Consider the following 15,376-nt stretch of genomic DNA (forward strand, 5'->3'; position numbering starts at 1 on the left):
CAGGAGTCCGTTCGATGAACGCTTCTACGCCTCCGCCTGCCCAGAACCAGGCGTCGACCGCCACCCTCTACGGTGGGGTCACCAACCGCCGCGTCACCGTCCGCGACCTCGCCGCGGCCAAGCAGCGCGGCGAGCGGTGGTCGATGCTCACCGCCTACGACGCCCTCACCGCGGGCGTCTTCGACGAGGCCGGCATCCCGGTGCTGCTGGTCGGCGACTCGGCGGGCAACTGCCACCTCGGCTACGAGACCACCGTCCCGGTGACCATGGATCAGATGGTGATGCTCTCCGCCGCCGTCGTCCGCGGCACCAAGCGGGCCATGATCGTCGCCGACCTGCCGTTCGGCTCCTACCAGGAGTCCCCCGCCCAGGCCATGCACAACGCGGCCCGGCTGATGAAGGAGGCCGGGGTCGGGGCGGTCAAGCTGGAGGGCGGGGAGCGCAGCGCCCGCTCGATCGAGCTGCTGGTCGAGGCCGGCGTGCCGGTGATGGCCCACATCGGCCTCACCCCGCAGTCCGTCCACGCCCTCGGCGGCTACCCGGTCCAGGGCCGCGGCGACGAGGCGGCGCACCAGCTGCTGCGCGACGCCAAGGCCGTCCAGCAGGCGGGCGCCTTCTCGGTGGTGCTGGAGGCCGTCCCGGCCGAGCTGGCCGCCCAGGTCACCGAGCAGCTGGCGATCCCGACCGTCGGCATCGGCGGCGGGCCGGACACCGACGCCCAGGTCCTGGTCTGGACCGACATGGCCGGCATGACCGCCGGCCGGGTGCCCAAGTTCGTCAAGCAGTACGCCGACCTGCGGACCGTCCTCGGCGACGCCGCCCGCGCGTACGCGCAGGACGTGCGCACCGGCGCCTTCCCCGCCGCGGAGCACAGCTTCCACTGACGCTCCCCCCGTACGGCCCCGCTCCCGACCGGAGCGGGGCCTTCGGCGTGCCCGGGGCCCGCTCCGGCATGCCCGGTCCCCGTCCGGGCGGCCGGTGACAGCGGCCTGACAGCGGGCTGGCAGCGCACCGCCCGGGCCGACAGGGGGGTGACAGCCGGGGCGGACAGCCTGGGGGCATGACACGAATCGAGACAGCCCCGAACGACCGGGGAACCACCTCCGGGAACGCCGTGGAGGTGCACGGCATCGTCAAGCACTACGGGACCACCAAGGCCCTCGACGGGGTCGACCTCACCGTGCGGGAGGGCACCGTCCTCGGGGTGCTCGGCCCCAACGGCGCGGGCAAGACCACCCTGGTGCGCGTCCTCTCCACGCTGATCAAGCCGGACGCCGGCACCGCGTACGTCGGCGGCTACGACGTGCTGCGCCAGCCCAAGCAGCTGCGCCGCACGATCGGCCTGACCGGCCAGTACGCCTCGGTGGACGAACTGCTCTCCGGGTACGAGAACCTCTACCTCATCGGCCGGCTGCTCGACCTCTCCCGCCGGGAGGCCAGGGCCCGGGCCGTCGAGCTGCTGGAGCGCTTCTCGCTCACCGAGGCCGCCAAGCGGCCCGCCAAGACCTACTCCGGCGGCATGCGCCGCCGCCTCGACCTGGCCGCCAGCATGATCGGCCGCCCCCGGGTGCTCTACCTGGACGAGCCCACCACCGGTCTGGACCCGCGCACCCGCAACGAGGTCTGGGACGAGGTGCAGCGGATGGTCGCCGAGGGCACCACCGTGCTGCTGACCACCCAGTACATGGAGGAGGCGGAGCAGCTCGCGAACGAGCTGACCGTCATCGACCGCGGCAAGGTGATCGCCAACGGCCTGGTGTCCGAGCTCAAGGCCAAGGTCGGCGGCCAGACCCTCCAGATCCGCCCGACCCACCCGGCCGAGCTGCCCGAGATGGCCCGCTGCCTGCGCGAGAACGGCATCACCAGCGCCACCGTCTCCACCGACACCGGCCTGCTCGCGGTGCCGATCACCGGCGAGGAGCAGCTGACCGCGGTGATCGGGATACTCGGCACCCGCGGCTTCGCGATCGCCGGCATCGACACCAAGGTGCCCAGCCTGGACGAGGTCTTCCTCGCCATCACCGGCAAGCCCGCGGCCGCCGCGGCGCCCGCCCCCAGCCTCGCCAAGGAGCCCGTCGCATGACCACCGCCACGCTCGCCCCCTCCCGCGGCCGGGACACCCGGCCGCCGGCGGAGGACTCCCGGATCGGCCTGGCCGGCACCCTGCGCCACGTCGGCGCGCTGACCCGGCGCAACCTGATGCGGATCAAGGCCGACCCGGAGTCGATGTTCGACGCCGTGCTGATGCCGATCATCTTCACCGTGCTGTTCGTCTACGTCTTCGGCGGCGCCATGGCCGGCGACCAGGACACCTACAAGCAGTACCTGATCCCCGGTCTGCTCGGGCAGACCGGCCTCACCCTCGCGATGGCCGTCGGCACCGGCCTCAACAGCGACTTCCAGACCGGCGTGATGGACCGCTTCCGCACCCTGCCGATCGGCCGGGCCTCGGTGCTGCTGTCCAAGATCGCCGCCGAGACCCTCCGCGGGCTGCTCTCCTTCGCGATCCTGATCGGCTTCGCGATGTGCATCGGCTTCGAGGTGAAGACCGGTCCGCTGGAGGTGCTGGCCACGATCGGCCTGGGCCTGGTGTTCGGCATGTCGATCGTCTGGATCTCGATGCTGCTGGGCATGGCCCTGCGCAGCGCCCAGGCCGTCCAGGGCGTGGCCATGCTGGTCCTGATGCCGATGCAGTTCGGCAGCTCGATCTTCGCCCGGACCGACACCATGCCGGGCTGGCTGCAGTCCTTCACCAAGGTCAACCCGCTCTCGGCACTGGCCGACGCCTCCCGCGCCCTGCTCAACGGCCAGGGCCCGGTGGCCCACCCGGTGATGATCGTGCTGATCTGGTCGGCCGCCGTCACCGCGGTGTTCGCCCCGCTGGCGGTCGCCCGCTTCCGCAAGCGGACCTGATCCGCGCGACCACCGCCGGCCCCGGTCGGGGGGAGGGTCGGCGGAACGGGACGGCCGGCGCCCGGGACAGGCACCGGCCGTCGTACGGGCCCGTGCGGCCGGTGACCAGGGGACGGGCACCGGCCGCACTGGCCTTCCCTCCGGCACACGCGTCCGGGCCCGTACGGCGCCGGGGCGTCCGGGCCTCAGCCGATCAGCCGCTCCAGCAGTTCGTGGGTCTGCTCCTGGGTCATCCCGACCCCGCCCGACCGGGCCTCCTCGAACCCGGCGTCGCCCAGCAGCCGGCGCAGGACGGCCTCCGTGCGCTCGCGCTCGACCCGCTCCAGGTAGCCGCCCTTGGGGCCGTTCAGTCCGCCGTGCGCGCCGGACAGCACGGCCGCCACCCGGGCCCGCTCCAGGTCCCCGTCGCGCTCGGCGAAGGCGCACAGCACCGCCGTCACCGCGGGCACCACCATGACCGTCATGTGCTCGGCGAACCCGCTCGCGGCCGCCATCGCCCGCAACTGCCGCCGGCCCTCGCGCAGCATCGCGAAGCCCGTGTCCGGGTCGCCGGCCTTGCCGATGATCCAGCCCCGGGAGCTCAGCAGCAGCCCGGACACCAGGCTCGGCGCGAAGCCGCCCACCCGGACCAGGTCCAGCGCGTCCAGCTCGGCCAGCGCCCGGTCGTACTCGCCGCGCTGGGTGTGGATGCCGCTGAGCGTCAGGTGGCCGAACATCAGCGCCCCGGTGGTGGACTGGTTGACGCCCGGGCTCTCGATGCAGGCCAGCGCCTGCCGGATCACCCGCTCGCCGCCGTCCATGTCCTGCTCCAGCAGGGCGGTGCCCAGGTGCACCCGAAGCATCGGCACCTCCTGCGGCGCCCCCAGCTCCTCGGCCAGTTCGATCGCCCGCCGGTACGCCTCCACGGCGGCCGCGGACTCGCCCCGGTTGGACAGCGACTCGCCGTGGGCGGCCAGCGCCTGGGAGATCCCCCAGAGGTCGCCCGCCCGCTGGTACAGCTCCAGCGAGCGCTCGCCGTCCTGGATGCTCTGCTCGGTGCCGCTCGGCCAGTCGTTCATCATCCTGGCCCGGACCTGCAGGATGAACGCCAGGTCGCTCAGCTCGCCGTACTGCTCGCAGCCGCGCACGGCGTCGTCCAGCAGGTCCTTCATCGTCTCCAGGCGGCCGGCCAGGAAGGCCCCGAACACCCGCATCAGCGCGGGGAAGCGGTAGGACTGCGGCAGGTCCGGGGTGTAGGCGTCCAGCATCCGCTGGGCGACGTCGACCGCCTCCGGGTCGCCGAGGACGTCCAGGTTGCCCTCGAAGAGCCCGATCAGCCGGTACATCGCGAGCAGCCGGCGGGCCTCCTCGACCACCTCCGCGGGCAGCGGCAGCTCGTACGAGAGCACGCCGCGCTCCAGCGGCACCGGCGGCGGGGCGTCCGGGCCGAACGGGTCCGGCCCGAGCGCGACGACCGCGTTGTACCAGGTGCGCGCCTCCATGCTGTAGCCGCGCAGCGACCAGTACCAGCTCATGCCGAGGGCGATGAGCAGCGCCTGCTCCTCGTCCCGCAGGTCGATCGCCCGGCGCAGCGCCGCCCGGATGTTGTCCTGCTCGCGCTCCAGCACGGCCAGCCAGTGCAGCTGGCGGGGGCCGTGGATCTGCCCGTCGGCGACGGTGAGCATGGTGCGGAAGTGCGCCACGTGGCGGGCCTCGGTGGCGGCGCGCTCGGCGGCCGACTCGGCGAGGCGCTCGGTCGCGTACTCGTGGATGGTCTCCAGCATCCGGTAGCGCGGCAGGCTGGCCCCGTCCAGGTCGGCCACCAGCAGCGACTTGTCGACCAGCGACAGCAGCAGGTCGGCGACCTCCCCGGAGGGCACCTCGACGCCGTCGCCGCAGACCGCCTCGGCGTCCTCCAGCTGCCAGCCGCCCGCGAACACCGAGAGCCGGCGCAGCACCGCCCGCTCCCGCTTGCCCAGCAGGTCCCAGCTCCAGTCGACCACCGCGCGCAGGGTCTGCTGGCGCGGCAGCAGGGTGCGGCTGCCCGCGGTGAGCAGCGCGAACCGGCCGTCCAGCCGGTCGGCTATCTGGCGCGCGGTCATCACCCGCAGCCGGGCGGCGGCCAGTTCGATGGCCAGCGGCAGCCCGTCCAGCCGGCGGCAGATCTCGGCACAGGCCTCCGGGTCGCTCCCCGGGTCGAAGCCGGGACGGGCGGCGGCCGCGCGCTCGGTGAACAGCCGCAGCGCGACCGCGTCGGGCAGCGGCTCGACCGGCAGCACCGTCTCGCCGGGCACGCCCAGCGGTTCGCGGCTGGTGGCGAGCACGGTCAGCCCGGGGCACTCGGCGAGCAGGACGTCGGCGAGGTCGGCGGCGGCCTGGACCAGGTGCTCGCAGTTGTCCAGGACGAGCAGCATCCGGCGGTGGCCGCAGTGCTCGACCAGCCGGCGCACCGGGTCCTCGGCGCGCTTCTCGATCACCTCGGCGACCATGCTGGTGCTGTGCAGCACGATCTCGCGCAGGCCGAGCGCCGAGACCACGGCGGCGGGCACCGCGTCCGGGCTCTCCAGCGGGGCGAGTTCGGCCACCCAGACGCCGTCCGGCCAGGCCCCGGCGGCCTGTTCGGCGCGGCCGGCCTCGGTCGAGAGGCTGGTCTTGCCGGAGCCGCCGGGGCCGGTCAGGGTCACCAGCCGACGGTCCGTCAGCATGCCGCGCAGCGCGGCGAGATCGTCCTCGCGACCGACGAAGCTGGTCAGCCGGCCGCGCAGGTTGCCGACGGGGCGCGGGAGTCGGGGCGCCGGGGCCGGGGGCGGGGCGGGCGCCCGGGTGGGCGCCGGGGTGGCGGCGGGGGCCCGCACCGGCTCCGGCGCGGGCGTCTCCCGGACGGTCGGGGCGAGCAACTCGGCGTGCAGGGCGCGGAGTCCGCGGCCCGGGTCGACCCCGAGCTCCTCGGCCAGCGCGCGCCTGGTCCGCTCGTAGTGGCGCAGCGCCTCGGCCGTCCGCCCGCCCTCGTGCAGCGCCCGGATCATCAGCAGCTGCAACGGCTCGTCCAGCGGCTGCCGTTCGCACAGCTCGGCCAGCTCGGCGACCAGCTCCGCGGCCCGGCCGAGGCCGAGGTCCGCGGTGATCCGGTGGCGGCGGGCCTCCTCGCGCTGGGCCTCCAGCCGGACGGCCGGGCCGGTGCGGTCCGGCAGGTCGGCCAGCGCCGGGCCGCGCCACAGCGCCAGGGCGGCCCGCAGCCGCTCGGCGGCGAGCGCGTCGTCCCCGGCGTCCAGGGCGCGGCGGCCCTCGCCGCTCAGCCGCTGGAAGTCCGCGAGGTCGGTGGCCGGGCCGGTCAGCCAGTACCCGGCCGGGCCGGAGCCGACCTCGTCCCGGCCGATGGTGCGGCGCAGCCGGCCGACCAGGGTCTGCAGCGCGGCGGAGGAGTCCTGCGGCGGCTCGGCCTCCCACACCTCGTCCACCAGCAGGTCGGCCGGGACCGGCCGGCCCTGCCGCAGGGCCAGGGCCGCGAGCAGGGCCCGCAGCCGGGCGCCGCCGATCGGTACCGGGGTGCCGTCGTCGTGGTGGGCCGTCGTCGTCCCGAGAATGCCGTAGTACACCGGACCATTCTGGTCGATCCGCGCGGCGGGGGCCGCACAATTGTGCTGGGCCCGCCCCGGCCGGGGCACGTAGGGTGGAACGCCACCGCGCGCCCGGACGTTCACCCGGAGCGGCTTGTCCGGTCACCGGCCCGCCCGGCATGATCGACCCCGGCCGGAATCCGCCCCACTTCCCCTGCCCACGGGAGCACCCACACCATGACCTTCGCCGCCACGCCGCGCTCCCGCAGCGAGGACCGCCGGATCAGCCCGGTGTTCTGGGTGCTCCTCGCCGTCCTCGGCACCTCCGGCTGGGCGGTGTTCCAGGGCTACGGCAACGCCTCGTTCGGGGTGTTCCTGTTCGTGGTCGCGGGCTGGATGGTCTCGCTCTGCCTGCACGAGTACGCCCACGCGCGCACCGCGCTGCACGGCGGCGACATCACCGTCGGCGCCAAGGGCTACCTCACGCTCAACCCGCTGAAGTACACCAACGTGCTGCTCAGCTTCGTGCTGCCGATCGTCTTCGTGATCCTCGGCGGCATCGGCCTGCCCGGCGGCTCGGTCTGGATCGAGCGGCACCGGATCCAGGGCCGGCTCAAGCACAGTCTGATCTCGGCGGCCGGCCCGCTGGTCAACCTGCTCTTCGCGGCGGTGCTGCTGATCCCGATCGGCGCCGGCTGGCTGGACGACCCGACGGTGCACGCGTACTGGAACGGCTACGAGCTGATCATCTCGCCGTTCTCCGGCGCGCTGGGCTTCCTCGGCTTCCTCCAGCTGAGCGCGGCGGTGCTGAACCTGCTGCCGGTGCCCGGGCTGGACGGCTACGGGATCGTCGAGCCCTGGCTGTCGTACAGGACCCGGCGCGCGGTCGAGCCGTTCGCCCCGTACGGGATGCTCGCGGTGTTCGCGCTGCTGTGGCAGCCCCAGGTGAACGACTTCTTCTTCGGGATCGTCCACGGCCTGATGAACCTGTTCGGCGTGGACCAGGACTACGCGACGCTCGGCCGGTACCTGTTCAGCTTCTGGAAGAACTGACCGCCGGAAGAACTGACCGCCGGCCCGGGGGCACCGGCCGCCGGCCGGGGCGTCAGCCCTGCTCGGCGGCCGCCGCGGCGATCCTGGCGCGGCGGCGGTCCATCCACAGCACGTTGCTGGCGACGCCGGCCAGCGGCAGCCAGATCAGCCCCACCCAGAAGCCCTGGACCAGCGAGACCACCAGGGCCACGAGCGCGAGGACGACGGCGGCCAGGGCGAAGACGGACGTGCGAGGCATGGCGGGGGGCTCCTAAGCGGGTGCGGGCGGCCGGGTCACGGCCGCCACCCATTGTCGCCGACCTCACCTCCGGAGCCCGTCCAGGGGTGAGGTCGACACGGCGGGTTCCTGCTCAGACGTCGGTGATCCGCAGGCCCGCGTGGGCCTTGTAGCGGCGGTTGACCGAGATCAGGTTGGCCACCAGCGCCTCCACCTGGTGGGCGTTGCGCAGCCGGCCCGCGTAGACGCCGCGCATCCCGGGGATGCGGGCGGCCAGGCCGCGGACGACGTCGGTGGCCTCCCGGTCGTCGCCGAGCACCATGACGTCGGTGTCGATGGTCTCCACCGACTCGTCCTGGAGCAGCACCGCCGAGAGGTGGTGGAACGCCGCGGTGACCCGGGAGTCCGGCAGCAGCGCGGCGGCCTGCTGGGCGGCGCTGCCCTCCTCCGGCTTCAGCGCGTACGCGCCCTGCTTGTCGAAGCCCAGCGGGTTGACGCAGTCGACGACGATCTTGCCCGCGAGCTCCTCGCGCAGCGCCGTCAGGGTGGCGGCGTGGCCGTCCCACGGGACCGCGATGATCACCACGTCGCTCTCCCAGGCGACGGTGGCGTTGTCGGCGCCGCGCACGCCGTGGCCCAGCTCGGCCGCCGAGGCCCCGGCCCGGGCGGCGTCGCGGGAGCCGATGATCACCTGCTGGCCGGCCTTGGCCAGCCGCAGGGCCAGGCCCCGCCCCTGGTCACCGGTGCCGCCGAGGACACCGACCACCAGCTGCGAGACGTCCGGCACCTCGTGGGCCGGGTTCGTCACTGAATCGAGGGAAGTCATGGGCCGATCCTGCCAAATCCCCGCCCCGGCGGGACATCCTGGCCCGCATGGACGCGGTGAGAGTTTCGGCACTCCGGGAACGGCTGACGGGAACGGGCTGGCTGGAGGCGGTCGGCGGCTTCGCCGGGGCGCTGCGCCGCTCGGTGGAACGGCGCGGGGCGAGCGGGCTGCTGCTGGTCGGCACCGAGGCGTACGAGCCCTGGCACCTGGCCGCCCACCTGGACGACGAGGCCGCCTGGTCGGACGTCCCCCGGCTGGCACCGACCCTGTTGCGGCACCGGCCGCCGGCCGACGCCCCCGCCCACCTGACGCACGACCTGCGGCGGCTGACCGAGGCCGGGCGCGGTGCCACCGTCCTGGTGGTGGTCCCGGAGGCGGTCGGCGCCCCGCTGCTGGAGCGGGTGCACGACGCCCGGCGGCAGGGGGCGACGGTGCTGGCGCTGGACGGGGGCGCCCCGGCCGGGTGCCGCGGGCTCGGCGGGCCTGACGCACACGGCGAGTTCGGCGGGCCTGACGGACACGGCGCGCTCGGCGGGCCCGCCGACGCCGGCGGCCTGGGCGAACTCCGCGAGCTCGCCCACGAGCGGCTGACCGTCGGCACCGCCGCCGAGCAGCCCTTCGACCTCGCCCAGCACCTGGTCAGCCTCGCCGCCGGGCAGCGGGCCGGCCGCCGCTCCGTCCTGGACCGGCTCGCCGCGCTCGCCGGGCGGCTGACCTCGACGCCCGAGATCAGCCGCTGGTAGCCGGGCGCCGGCCGCCGACCCACCGGGCCGTCGAAAACCCTTTGCGGGTAGGGCGACCGCTGTCCGAGGATGACGGTTCGTGAACGACGACGAACCCCCGCATCCCGCCATGCCCGGGCGCGCCCGGAGGCTGCTGCGCTCACTGACGCCCGACCTGTCCCCCTGGCGCGCCTCGCGCGACTTCCGCTACCTGTGGACCTCCGGCTGCATCACCAGCTTCGGCAGCTTCCTGACCCTCGTCGCCGTCCCGATGCAGATCAAGGAACTCACCGACTCCTCCCTCGCGGTCGGCCTGATCGGCGCCGTCGAACTCGTCCCGCTGATCGTCTTCGGCCTCTGGGGCGGCGCCCTCGCCGACGCCATGGACCGCCGGAAGCTGGTGCTGCGCGCCGAGGCCGCGCTCGGCCTGCTGGCCGGGCTGCTGCTGCTCAACGCCCTGCTGCCGCACCCGCTGCTCTGGCCGATCTACCTGGTCGCCGCCCTGGTCGCGGCCGCCGACGGCCTCCAGCGCCCGGCACTGGACTCGCTCACCCCGCGGATCGTCCCGCACCCGCACCTGACCGCCGCGTTCGCCCTCAAGTCGCTGTACCACAACGCCGCTTCGGTGGCCGGGCCGGCGCTGGCCGGCGTCGTGGTGGCCTTCGCCGGGGTGCAGACCGCGTACGCGCTGGACATCCTCAGCTTCGCCCTCTCGCTGCTGCTGCTCGTCCGGATCAAGGCGGTGCCGCCGCCCACCGGCGCCGAACGGCCGTCCGTACGGGCGGTGCTCACCGGCGTCCGCTACGCGTGGAGCCGCAAGGACCTGCTCGGCACCTACGCGATCGACACCTGCGCCATGCTGTTCGCCTACCCGGTGGCCGTCTTCCCCTTCCTGGCCTCCGAGTTGGGGGCGGACTGGGCGCTCGGCCCGATGTACGCGGCCTCCGCCCTCGGCGCCCTGCTGGTCGGCGTGACCAGCGGCTGGACCTCCCGCGTGCACCGGCACGGGCGGCTGCTGGTCGCCGCCGCCGTCGGCTGGGGCGGGGCGATGGCGCTCGCCGGGCTGTCCGGGCACATCGGGCTGGTGCTGCTCGGCCTGGCGCTGGCCGGCGGCGCCGACGAGATCAGCGGGCTCGCCCGCTCGACGATGTGGAACCAGTCCATCCCGGACGAGGTGCGCGGCCGGATGGCCGGCGTCGAACTGCTCAGCTACTCCGTCGGCCCGCAGCTCGGCCAGGTCCGGGCCGGCACCATGGCCGGGCTGGTCGGCGTGCGCGCCGCCGTCTGGACCGGCGGCCTCGCCTGCGTGGTCGCCGTGCTCGCGGTCGCCGCGACCCTGCCGAAGCTGCTCGCCTACGACGACCGCACCGACCCGCACGCCGCCGCTGTCCGCGCCGAGCACGAACGCGCCGCCCGGGAGGCCGCCACCGCGGTGTGACAGACTCCGGCCCATGGCAGCAGGGGGTTGGCGGAAGTGGGCGGGCGTGGTGCTCGTCCTGACCGTGCTGGCCGGCATCGCGGTCGGCTGGCTGTTCTGGCCGGACGACCGGCCCGTGCGGCCCGCGGCACAGGCGGTCCGAACCACCGGCGGGCCACCGCCCGGCTCCCAGCTGCCCGGCCCCCAGGCACCGGCTCCCCAGGCGCCGGGCCCCCGGGTGCCGGACCCGCGGGCGCTGGCCGACTCCCCCGAGGTGGTCGCCGCCGGCCGGGCGCTCGGCGCCGAGATCGACCGCCGGCTGGCCTCGCTCCTCCCCGCGCTCTCCGGCGCCGAGGTGATCGGCGAGGGCGTCCGGGACGGCTGCGCCGTCGGGCCGAGCCGCTCCGACGGCTCCGGCACCCACTGGCCGGCCGCCGAGTGCCACCGACAGATCGTCAAGTACCTGGCGGTGGCGGGTGATCCGCAGCAGATCCGGTCCCGCTGGGAGCCCGCACTGACCGCCCAGGGCGCCAGGTCGGCCGACACCAACGCCTCGCCCCGGCCGGGTGAGGAGCTCTGGTACGGGTTCCCCCGGGACGGCCGCGCCGACCTGCTCGGGGTGCGCCTGGGCTTCGACGGGCGGAAGGGCCCCGAGGTCGCCGCCACCCCCGGCCTGAACGTCCCCCGGCCGCGGTCGCCCGACGACGGTGCGGCGGCCTGGGCGGACCGGGGCTCCCGCCCTCCGGAGCCGCAGGACCAGGCGGCCGCCCGGGCCTTCGCGAGCGGGCGGCGCCTCGTCGTGCTGGAGGTCTCGGAGCAGTACTTCACCGGCCCCGAGCCGCGCTGACCGCCGGGGCCCCGGCCACCGGCACCGGCTCCCTCCCGGCCTTCCGCCCGTCGGCTCCCGGCCCCCGCCCGCCTCCGGCCTCGACTACTCGGTCCCGTCCTTCGGCCGGTCGCTCCAGCGCGGGTCGTTCTGCCACTCACGGTTGCGCTCGTCCGCGATCCGCAGCGCCTGGCCGGCCTCCTCCGGGCTGGCGTACGGGCCCAGGCGGTCCTTCGCCGGGCACTCCGGGCCCTCCTCGACCTTGTCGTGCTTGATGCAGTAGAACCACTCGCCGGGTTTGCCGGTCGGCTTGCGGTTGAATCCGAGGGGCATCGCGCTCTCCCGTTCAGAAGGCCAGAAGGATGGGTCGGTACCGATCATTCCCCGCCGGGAGCGGCGTCGCACACCGCCCGGGGCCGGTCCGGCCCGGCGACTAGACTCGCCGCATGGCTCTCGTACCCGGCATCCAGTCCCCCACCCGCAAGGTCCCGGCGCACATCGCGCGCCCCGAGTACGTCGGCAAGCCCGCGCCGACGCCGTACACCGGGCCCGAGGTGCAGACCGCCGAGACGATCGAGAAGATGCGGATCGCGGGCGGGATCGCCGCCCGGGCGATGGAGGAGGCGGCCAAGCTGATCGCCCCCGGCGTCACCACCGACGCGCTGGACGCCGTCGCCCACACCTACATGTGCGACCACGGCGCCTACCCGTCCGACCTCGGCTACCGGGGCTTCCCCAAGTCCGTCTGCACCTCGATCAACGAGGTCATCTGCCACGGCATCCCGGACTCGACCGTGCTCCAGGACGGCGACATCGTCAACATCGACGCCACCGCGTACATCCACGGGGTGCACGGCGACCTCAATGCCACCTACCTGGTCGGCGACGTGGACGAGGAGTCCCGGCTGCTGGTCGAGCGCACCCGGGAATCCCTCGACCGGGCGATCAAGGCGGTCAAGCCGGGGCGCCAGATCAACGTCATCGGACGGGTCATCGAGTCCTACGCCAAGCGCTTCGGCTACGGCGTGGTGCGGGACTTCACCGGACACGGCATCAACACGTCGTTCCACTCCGGCCTGATCATCCCGCACTACGACAGTGACCGGGCCACCGAGGTGATCAAGCCGGGCATGACCTTCACCATCGAGCCGATGCTGACCCTGGGCACCTACGACTACGAGATCTGGGCGGACGGCTGGACGGTCGTCACCAAGGACCGCAAGCGCACCGCCCAGTTCGAGCACACCCTGGTGGTCACGGCGGACGGCGCGGAGATCCTCACCCTGCCGTAGGCCCGCGGCGCGCGGCGCCGTGAAGCCGGGGCGCCGCGACGCCGTGAAGCCGCTACGCCCCGGTGGGCGCCCTAGCCGATCAGCCACTGCTCCTCGGCGACGGCGCCCACCTCGGTACAGGCGTCGGTGAGCACGTCCAGCACGCGCAGCGGGTCCGGCAGCGGCTGCTCGGGCCCGCGCAGCCACCGCACCCGGGAGCCGTCCGGCAGCGCGGCCGGCGGCAGCAGGGTGTACGAGCCGCGGCAGTGCCAGCGCAGGCCGGGGTGCTCGGACATGGTGTCCGGGGTGGAGTCGAGCGCGCTCGGCCACCACTCGTCCTCGTCCTGCGGGGTGCCCCGGGTGGCAGTGAAGAACAGGTAGCGGTCCTCGCCGACGGCGGCAACCGGGCCCTCGACGCCTGCCGCGGTCAGCCGCTCCAGCGCCAGCCGTCCGGCCTCCGCCGGGACGTCCAGCACGTCGTGCACCCGGCCGGTGGCGGTGATGAAGTTGGCCTGCGGGTCCCGGGCGAGCCAGCGGGAGAGCTGCTCGGGGTCGGTGGTGGCCTGGGTCTGCCAGGCGAAGGAGACCGGGTGCTGGGCCGGGGCCGGACACGCCACCCGGTCACAGGAACACCGGTAGCCGGCCGGGTGGGCGGCGGGCGCGAGCGGGAATCCGGCGCGCACCGCACCGAGCAGCTGATCGAGTCCGGCGACCGGGCCGTCCGAGCCCCCCGCTCGCTGACGATCACGCTTCTGCCACCAGGTCGTCCACCTGCTGCCGGCTTCCATCGGGCCCCTTCCGCGCAACTGCCGTGCCTGGTGCGACACAGCGTTCGACGTACCACTCCGACGCAACGCACGGCGCCCCCGGCTGCTTCCCGGAGTGCTCGGCCCTGTCGTCCGCGCCCTGCCGGCCGTGGCCCGGGGTCACCGGACGGCCGACGCCCGGGTCACGGTACGCAGTCGCGGCAGCACGCTGTCCGCGCCAAATCGGCCGGAGGGCGCGCGGATTCGCGCCTCGCCCGGCCCGTACGGGCCCGCTGACCCGGGTGGACCCCGAGGGCGTAACAGGAAGGATAAGGGTGCGGAGGGCTTCCGGATGACCGGGGGCGGTGCCTCTCCGGTCACACTCGCGGTGACGCCCGGGGCGCACCCCGCGCACACTCCCGGCACGCCGCCCTCACGCGACCCGCCGCCGGCCGCACCCTCCGGGAGCCCCCGGTAGCCCCGCCGCGCCCCCTCCGGCGCCCCCGACCTGGCCGGTCCCGGGGACGTCCGCGGAGGTGAGACCCTGGAGGGATGAAGAGCGCGGACACCGCATTCGTCGGCGGCCCCCTGGACGGAACGATCCTCCCGATCCCGCTGGGGCCGTTGCTCGGCGTGCCCAAGAAGTACAAGGTCCCGGTCCCCGCGCACGGCGAGGTCCCCGCGCGCACACTGGTGTACGTCCGGAGCAAGCAGGTTCGGGGCCTGAGCTGGTTCTGGCGCTACGAGTACGACGAGGCGGCCTCGGGCTGACGGCCGCCTCCTCCCTCCGCACTCTCCCCCGGGAGGTCGGCATGGCGCGGACGGTACGACACCCGAGGAGCCGCCCCCGGGCGGTGGCGCACCACAACCGGCAGGTGGCCGCCGCCACCGGGGTGCTGCTCCTGGCGGTGTGCCTCTACAGCGTGGTCATCGAGCCGGACGCCTGGCTCTGGTTCGGCTGGGCGGTGCTGCTGCTGGTGTGCGTGGCGCTGTTCGCCGTCCGGCCGTGAGGCCGTCCGCCGGGCCGCCCCTGCGGCGGCACCGCCCGTCCCGCTCTTCCGCGGGGCGCCCGGCCGTTTCCCCCTGGCCGGTCAGTCATCCTCGGCGAGGATGAGGTACAGCTTCTTGCGGGCCTCGGTCAGCACCGTGAGGCCCTTGGCGCGCTGCGCCTCGGTGCCGGTGGCCATGACCTGGCGGATCGCCTGGTCGACGGCGGCGAGCGCCTGGCCGACCTCCTGGACCGCCTCCCAGTCGACCTCCCGGCCGGCCTCCGCCCAGGGCTCGGCCGGCCCCGCGTCGGCCTCGGCCCGGCCCGCCTCGGTGAGCGAGACCAGCCGCTTGCCGCCGACCTCCTCCGCCGTGATCAGGCCCTCCTCCTCCAGCAGTTGGAGGTTGGGGTAGATCGACCCGGGGCTGGGCCGCCAGGCCCCGCCGGTCCGCTCGGTGATCTCGGCGATCATCTCGTAGCCGTGCATCGGCCGCTCCTTGAGCAGCGCCAGCAGCGAGGCCCGGACGTCACCGCGCCGGGCCCGCCCGCCGCGCCGCCCGTGCGGGCCCCCGCGCCGGCCGCCGTGCCCGCCGAAGCCGTGCCCGTACGGGCCGCCCATCGGCCGGCCGGGGCCGCCGAACGGCGGGCCGAACCCGCCGAACGCCTCCCGGCCCTCGGCGCCCTCCCCGGGCATGCCCCGGAAGTCCGGTCCCGGGCCGCGGCGCCGGCCGCCTCCGCCACCTCCCCGCGGGTCCTCCCAGCGGAAGCGCCGTCCCTGACGTTCTGAGCGCATCGCGCCCACCTCCTCGAATCGCTGAGGTTCAACGAGGCAGTCGAGTCACTGTCTCGATAGTTCGACGA

16 protein-coding genes are annotated in these 15,376 nt (G+C 74.7%); 10 read left to right on the forward strand and 6 right to left on the reverse strand.

From position 1 onward, the window contains the following. Nucleotides 1-14: 14 nt before the first annotated feature. The 3 genes from panB (at nucleotide 15) to ACIQI7_RS10570 (ending at nucleotide 2,913) form a co-directional block, all read left to right on the forward strand. Entirely contained in the window at nucleotides 15-884 is an 870-nt protein-coding gene (gene panB / locus ACIQI7_RS10560; RefSeq protein WP_401107307.1) for a 3-methyl-2-oxobutanoate hydroxymethyltransferase, read from the forward strand. Nucleotides 885-1,060: 176 nt separating this feature from the next. Beyond that, nucleotides 1,061-2,083 carry an ATP-binding cassette domain-containing protein gene (locus tag ACIQI7_RS10565; protein WP_401107310.1) on the forward strand — a complete coding sequence of 341 codons (1,023 nt, stop codon included), beginning with the start codon at nucleotides 1,061-1,063 and terminating at the stop codon, nucleotides 2,081-2,083. Then, complete coding sequence (locus tag ACIQI7_RS10570; RefSeq protein ID WP_401107313.1) at nucleotides 2,080-2,913, forward strand: ABC transporter permease; 834 nt, start codon at nucleotides 2,080-2,082, stop codon at nucleotides 2,911-2,913. The genes ACIQI7_RS10565 and ACIQI7_RS10570 overlap by 4 nt, the downstream gene beginning before the upstream one ends. A gap of 185 nt (nucleotides 2,914-3,098) precedes the next feature. Here ACIQI7_RS10570 and ACIQI7_RS10575 read toward each other — a convergent pair whose 3' ends face one another. After that, nucleotides 3,099-6,488 carry an AfsR/SARP family transcriptional regulator gene (locus ACIQI7_RS10575; RefSeq protein WP_401107314.1) on the reverse strand — a complete coding sequence of 1,130 codons (3,390 nt, stop codon included), beginning with the start codon at nucleotides 6,486-6,488 and terminating at the stop codon, nucleotides 3,099-3,101. A 198-nt stretch (nucleotides 6,489-6,686) separates the two neighbouring features. Between ACIQI7_RS10575 and ACIQI7_RS10580 the strand changes: the two genes are divergently transcribed. Continuing rightward, nucleotides 6,687-7,502 carry a site-2 protease family protein gene (locus ACIQI7_RS10580; protein ID WP_401107316.1) on the forward strand — a complete coding sequence of 272 codons (816 nt, stop codon included), beginning with the start codon at nucleotides 6,687-6,689 and terminating at the stop codon, nucleotides 7,500-7,502. Between the two features lie 52 nt (nucleotides 7,503-7,554). On the opposite strand, the gene ACIQI7_RS10585 is transcribed toward ACIQI7_RS10580, so the two are convergent. Then, the gene (locus ACIQI7_RS10585) at nucleotides 7,555-7,740 is read right to left on the reverse strand and encodes a hypothetical protein (protein ID WP_387748700.1); all 186 of its coding nucleotides are present in this window, start codon (nucleotides 7,738-7,740) and stop codon (nucleotides 7,555-7,557) included. Between the two features lie 112 nt (nucleotides 7,741-7,852). After that, the gene (gene npdG / locus ACIQI7_RS10590; RefSeq protein WP_401107319.1) at nucleotides 7,853-8,545 is read right to left on the reverse strand and encodes an NADPH-dependent F420 reductase; all 693 of its coding nucleotides are present in this window, start codon (nucleotides 8,543-8,545) and stop codon (nucleotides 7,853-7,855) included. Between the two features lie 47 nt (nucleotides 8,546-8,592). On the opposite strand from npdG, the gene ACIQI7_RS10595 reads away from it, so the two are divergent. From ACIQI7_RS10595 to ACIQI7_RS10605, 3 genes are all read left to right on the forward strand, one after another. Next, complete coding sequence (locus tag ACIQI7_RS10595; protein ID WP_401107322.1) at nucleotides 8,593-9,288, forward strand: hypothetical protein; 696 nt, start codon at nucleotides 8,593-8,595, stop codon at nucleotides 9,286-9,288. A gap of 79 nt (nucleotides 9,289-9,367) precedes the next feature. Then, the gene (locus ACIQI7_RS10600; protein ID WP_401107325.1) at nucleotides 9,368-10,705 is read left to right on the forward strand and encodes an MFS transporter; all 1,338 of its coding nucleotides are present in this window, start codon (nucleotides 9,368-9,370) and stop codon (nucleotides 10,703-10,705) included. Between the two features lie 13 nt (nucleotides 10,706-10,718). Continuing rightward, the gene (locus ACIQI7_RS10605) at nucleotides 10,719-11,531 is read left to right on the forward strand and encodes a hypothetical protein (protein WP_401107328.1); all 813 of its coding nucleotides are present in this window, start codon (nucleotides 10,719-10,721) and stop codon (nucleotides 11,529-11,531) included. 84 nt (nucleotides 11,532-11,615) lie between these two features. On the opposite strand, the gene ACIQI7_RS10610 is transcribed toward ACIQI7_RS10605, so the two are convergent. Then, nucleotides 11,616-11,843 carry a hypothetical protein gene (locus ACIQI7_RS10610; RefSeq protein WP_387748690.1) on the reverse strand — a complete coding sequence of 76 codons (228 nt, stop codon included), beginning with the start codon at nucleotides 11,841-11,843 and terminating at the stop codon, nucleotides 11,616-11,618. Between the two features lie 113 nt (nucleotides 11,844-11,956). Here ACIQI7_RS10610 and map point away from each other — a divergent pair, with 113 nt between their 5' ends. After that, entirely contained in the window at nucleotides 11,957-12,802 is an 846-nt protein-coding gene (gene map, locus ACIQI7_RS10615) for a type I methionyl aminopeptidase (protein ID WP_387748688.1), read from the forward strand. A 71-nt stretch (nucleotides 12,803-12,873) separates the two neighbouring features. Here map and ACIQI7_RS10620 read toward each other — a convergent pair whose 3' ends face one another. Continuing rightward, nucleotides 12,874-13,569, reverse strand: coding sequence for a bifunctional DNA primase/polymerase (locus ACIQI7_RS10620; RefSeq protein WP_401107332.1), 696 nt, complete (start codon nucleotides 13,567-13,569; stop codon nucleotides 12,874-12,876). Nucleotides 13,570-14,079: 510 nt separating this feature from the next. Between ACIQI7_RS10620 and ACIQI7_RS10625 the strand changes: the two genes are divergently transcribed. Together ACIQI7_RS10625 and ACIQI7_RS10630 are read left to right on the forward strand one after the other, a co-directional pair. Continuing rightward, nucleotides 14,080-14,298 carry a hypothetical protein gene (locus tag ACIQI7_RS10625; RefSeq protein WP_401107334.1) on the forward strand — a complete coding sequence of 73 codons (219 nt, stop codon included), beginning with the start codon at nucleotides 14,080-14,082 and terminating at the stop codon, nucleotides 14,296-14,298. Nucleotides 14,299-14,381: 83 nt separating this feature from the next. Beyond that, nucleotides 14,382-14,537 carry a hypothetical protein gene (locus ACIQI7_RS10630; RefSeq protein ID WP_401107337.1) on the forward strand — a complete coding sequence of 52 codons (156 nt, stop codon included), beginning with the start codon at nucleotides 14,382-14,384 and terminating at the stop codon, nucleotides 14,535-14,537. A gap of 81 nt (nucleotides 14,538-14,618) precedes the next feature. On the opposite strand, the gene ACIQI7_RS10635 is transcribed toward ACIQI7_RS10630, so the two are convergent. Continuing rightward, a complete protein-coding gene (locus ACIQI7_RS10635) occupies nucleotides 14,619-15,308 on the reverse strand; it encodes a PadR family transcriptional regulator (RefSeq protein ID WP_401107339.1) in 690 nt (229 codons plus the stop codon). Nucleotides 15,309-15,376: the final 68 nt, after the last annotated feature.

This window comes from Kitasatospora sp. NPDC092039 (genome assembly GCF_044756065.1).
In the GTDB taxonomy this organism is placed as follows: Bacteria; Actinomycetota; Actinomycetes; order Streptomycetales; family Streptomycetaceae; genus Kitasatospora.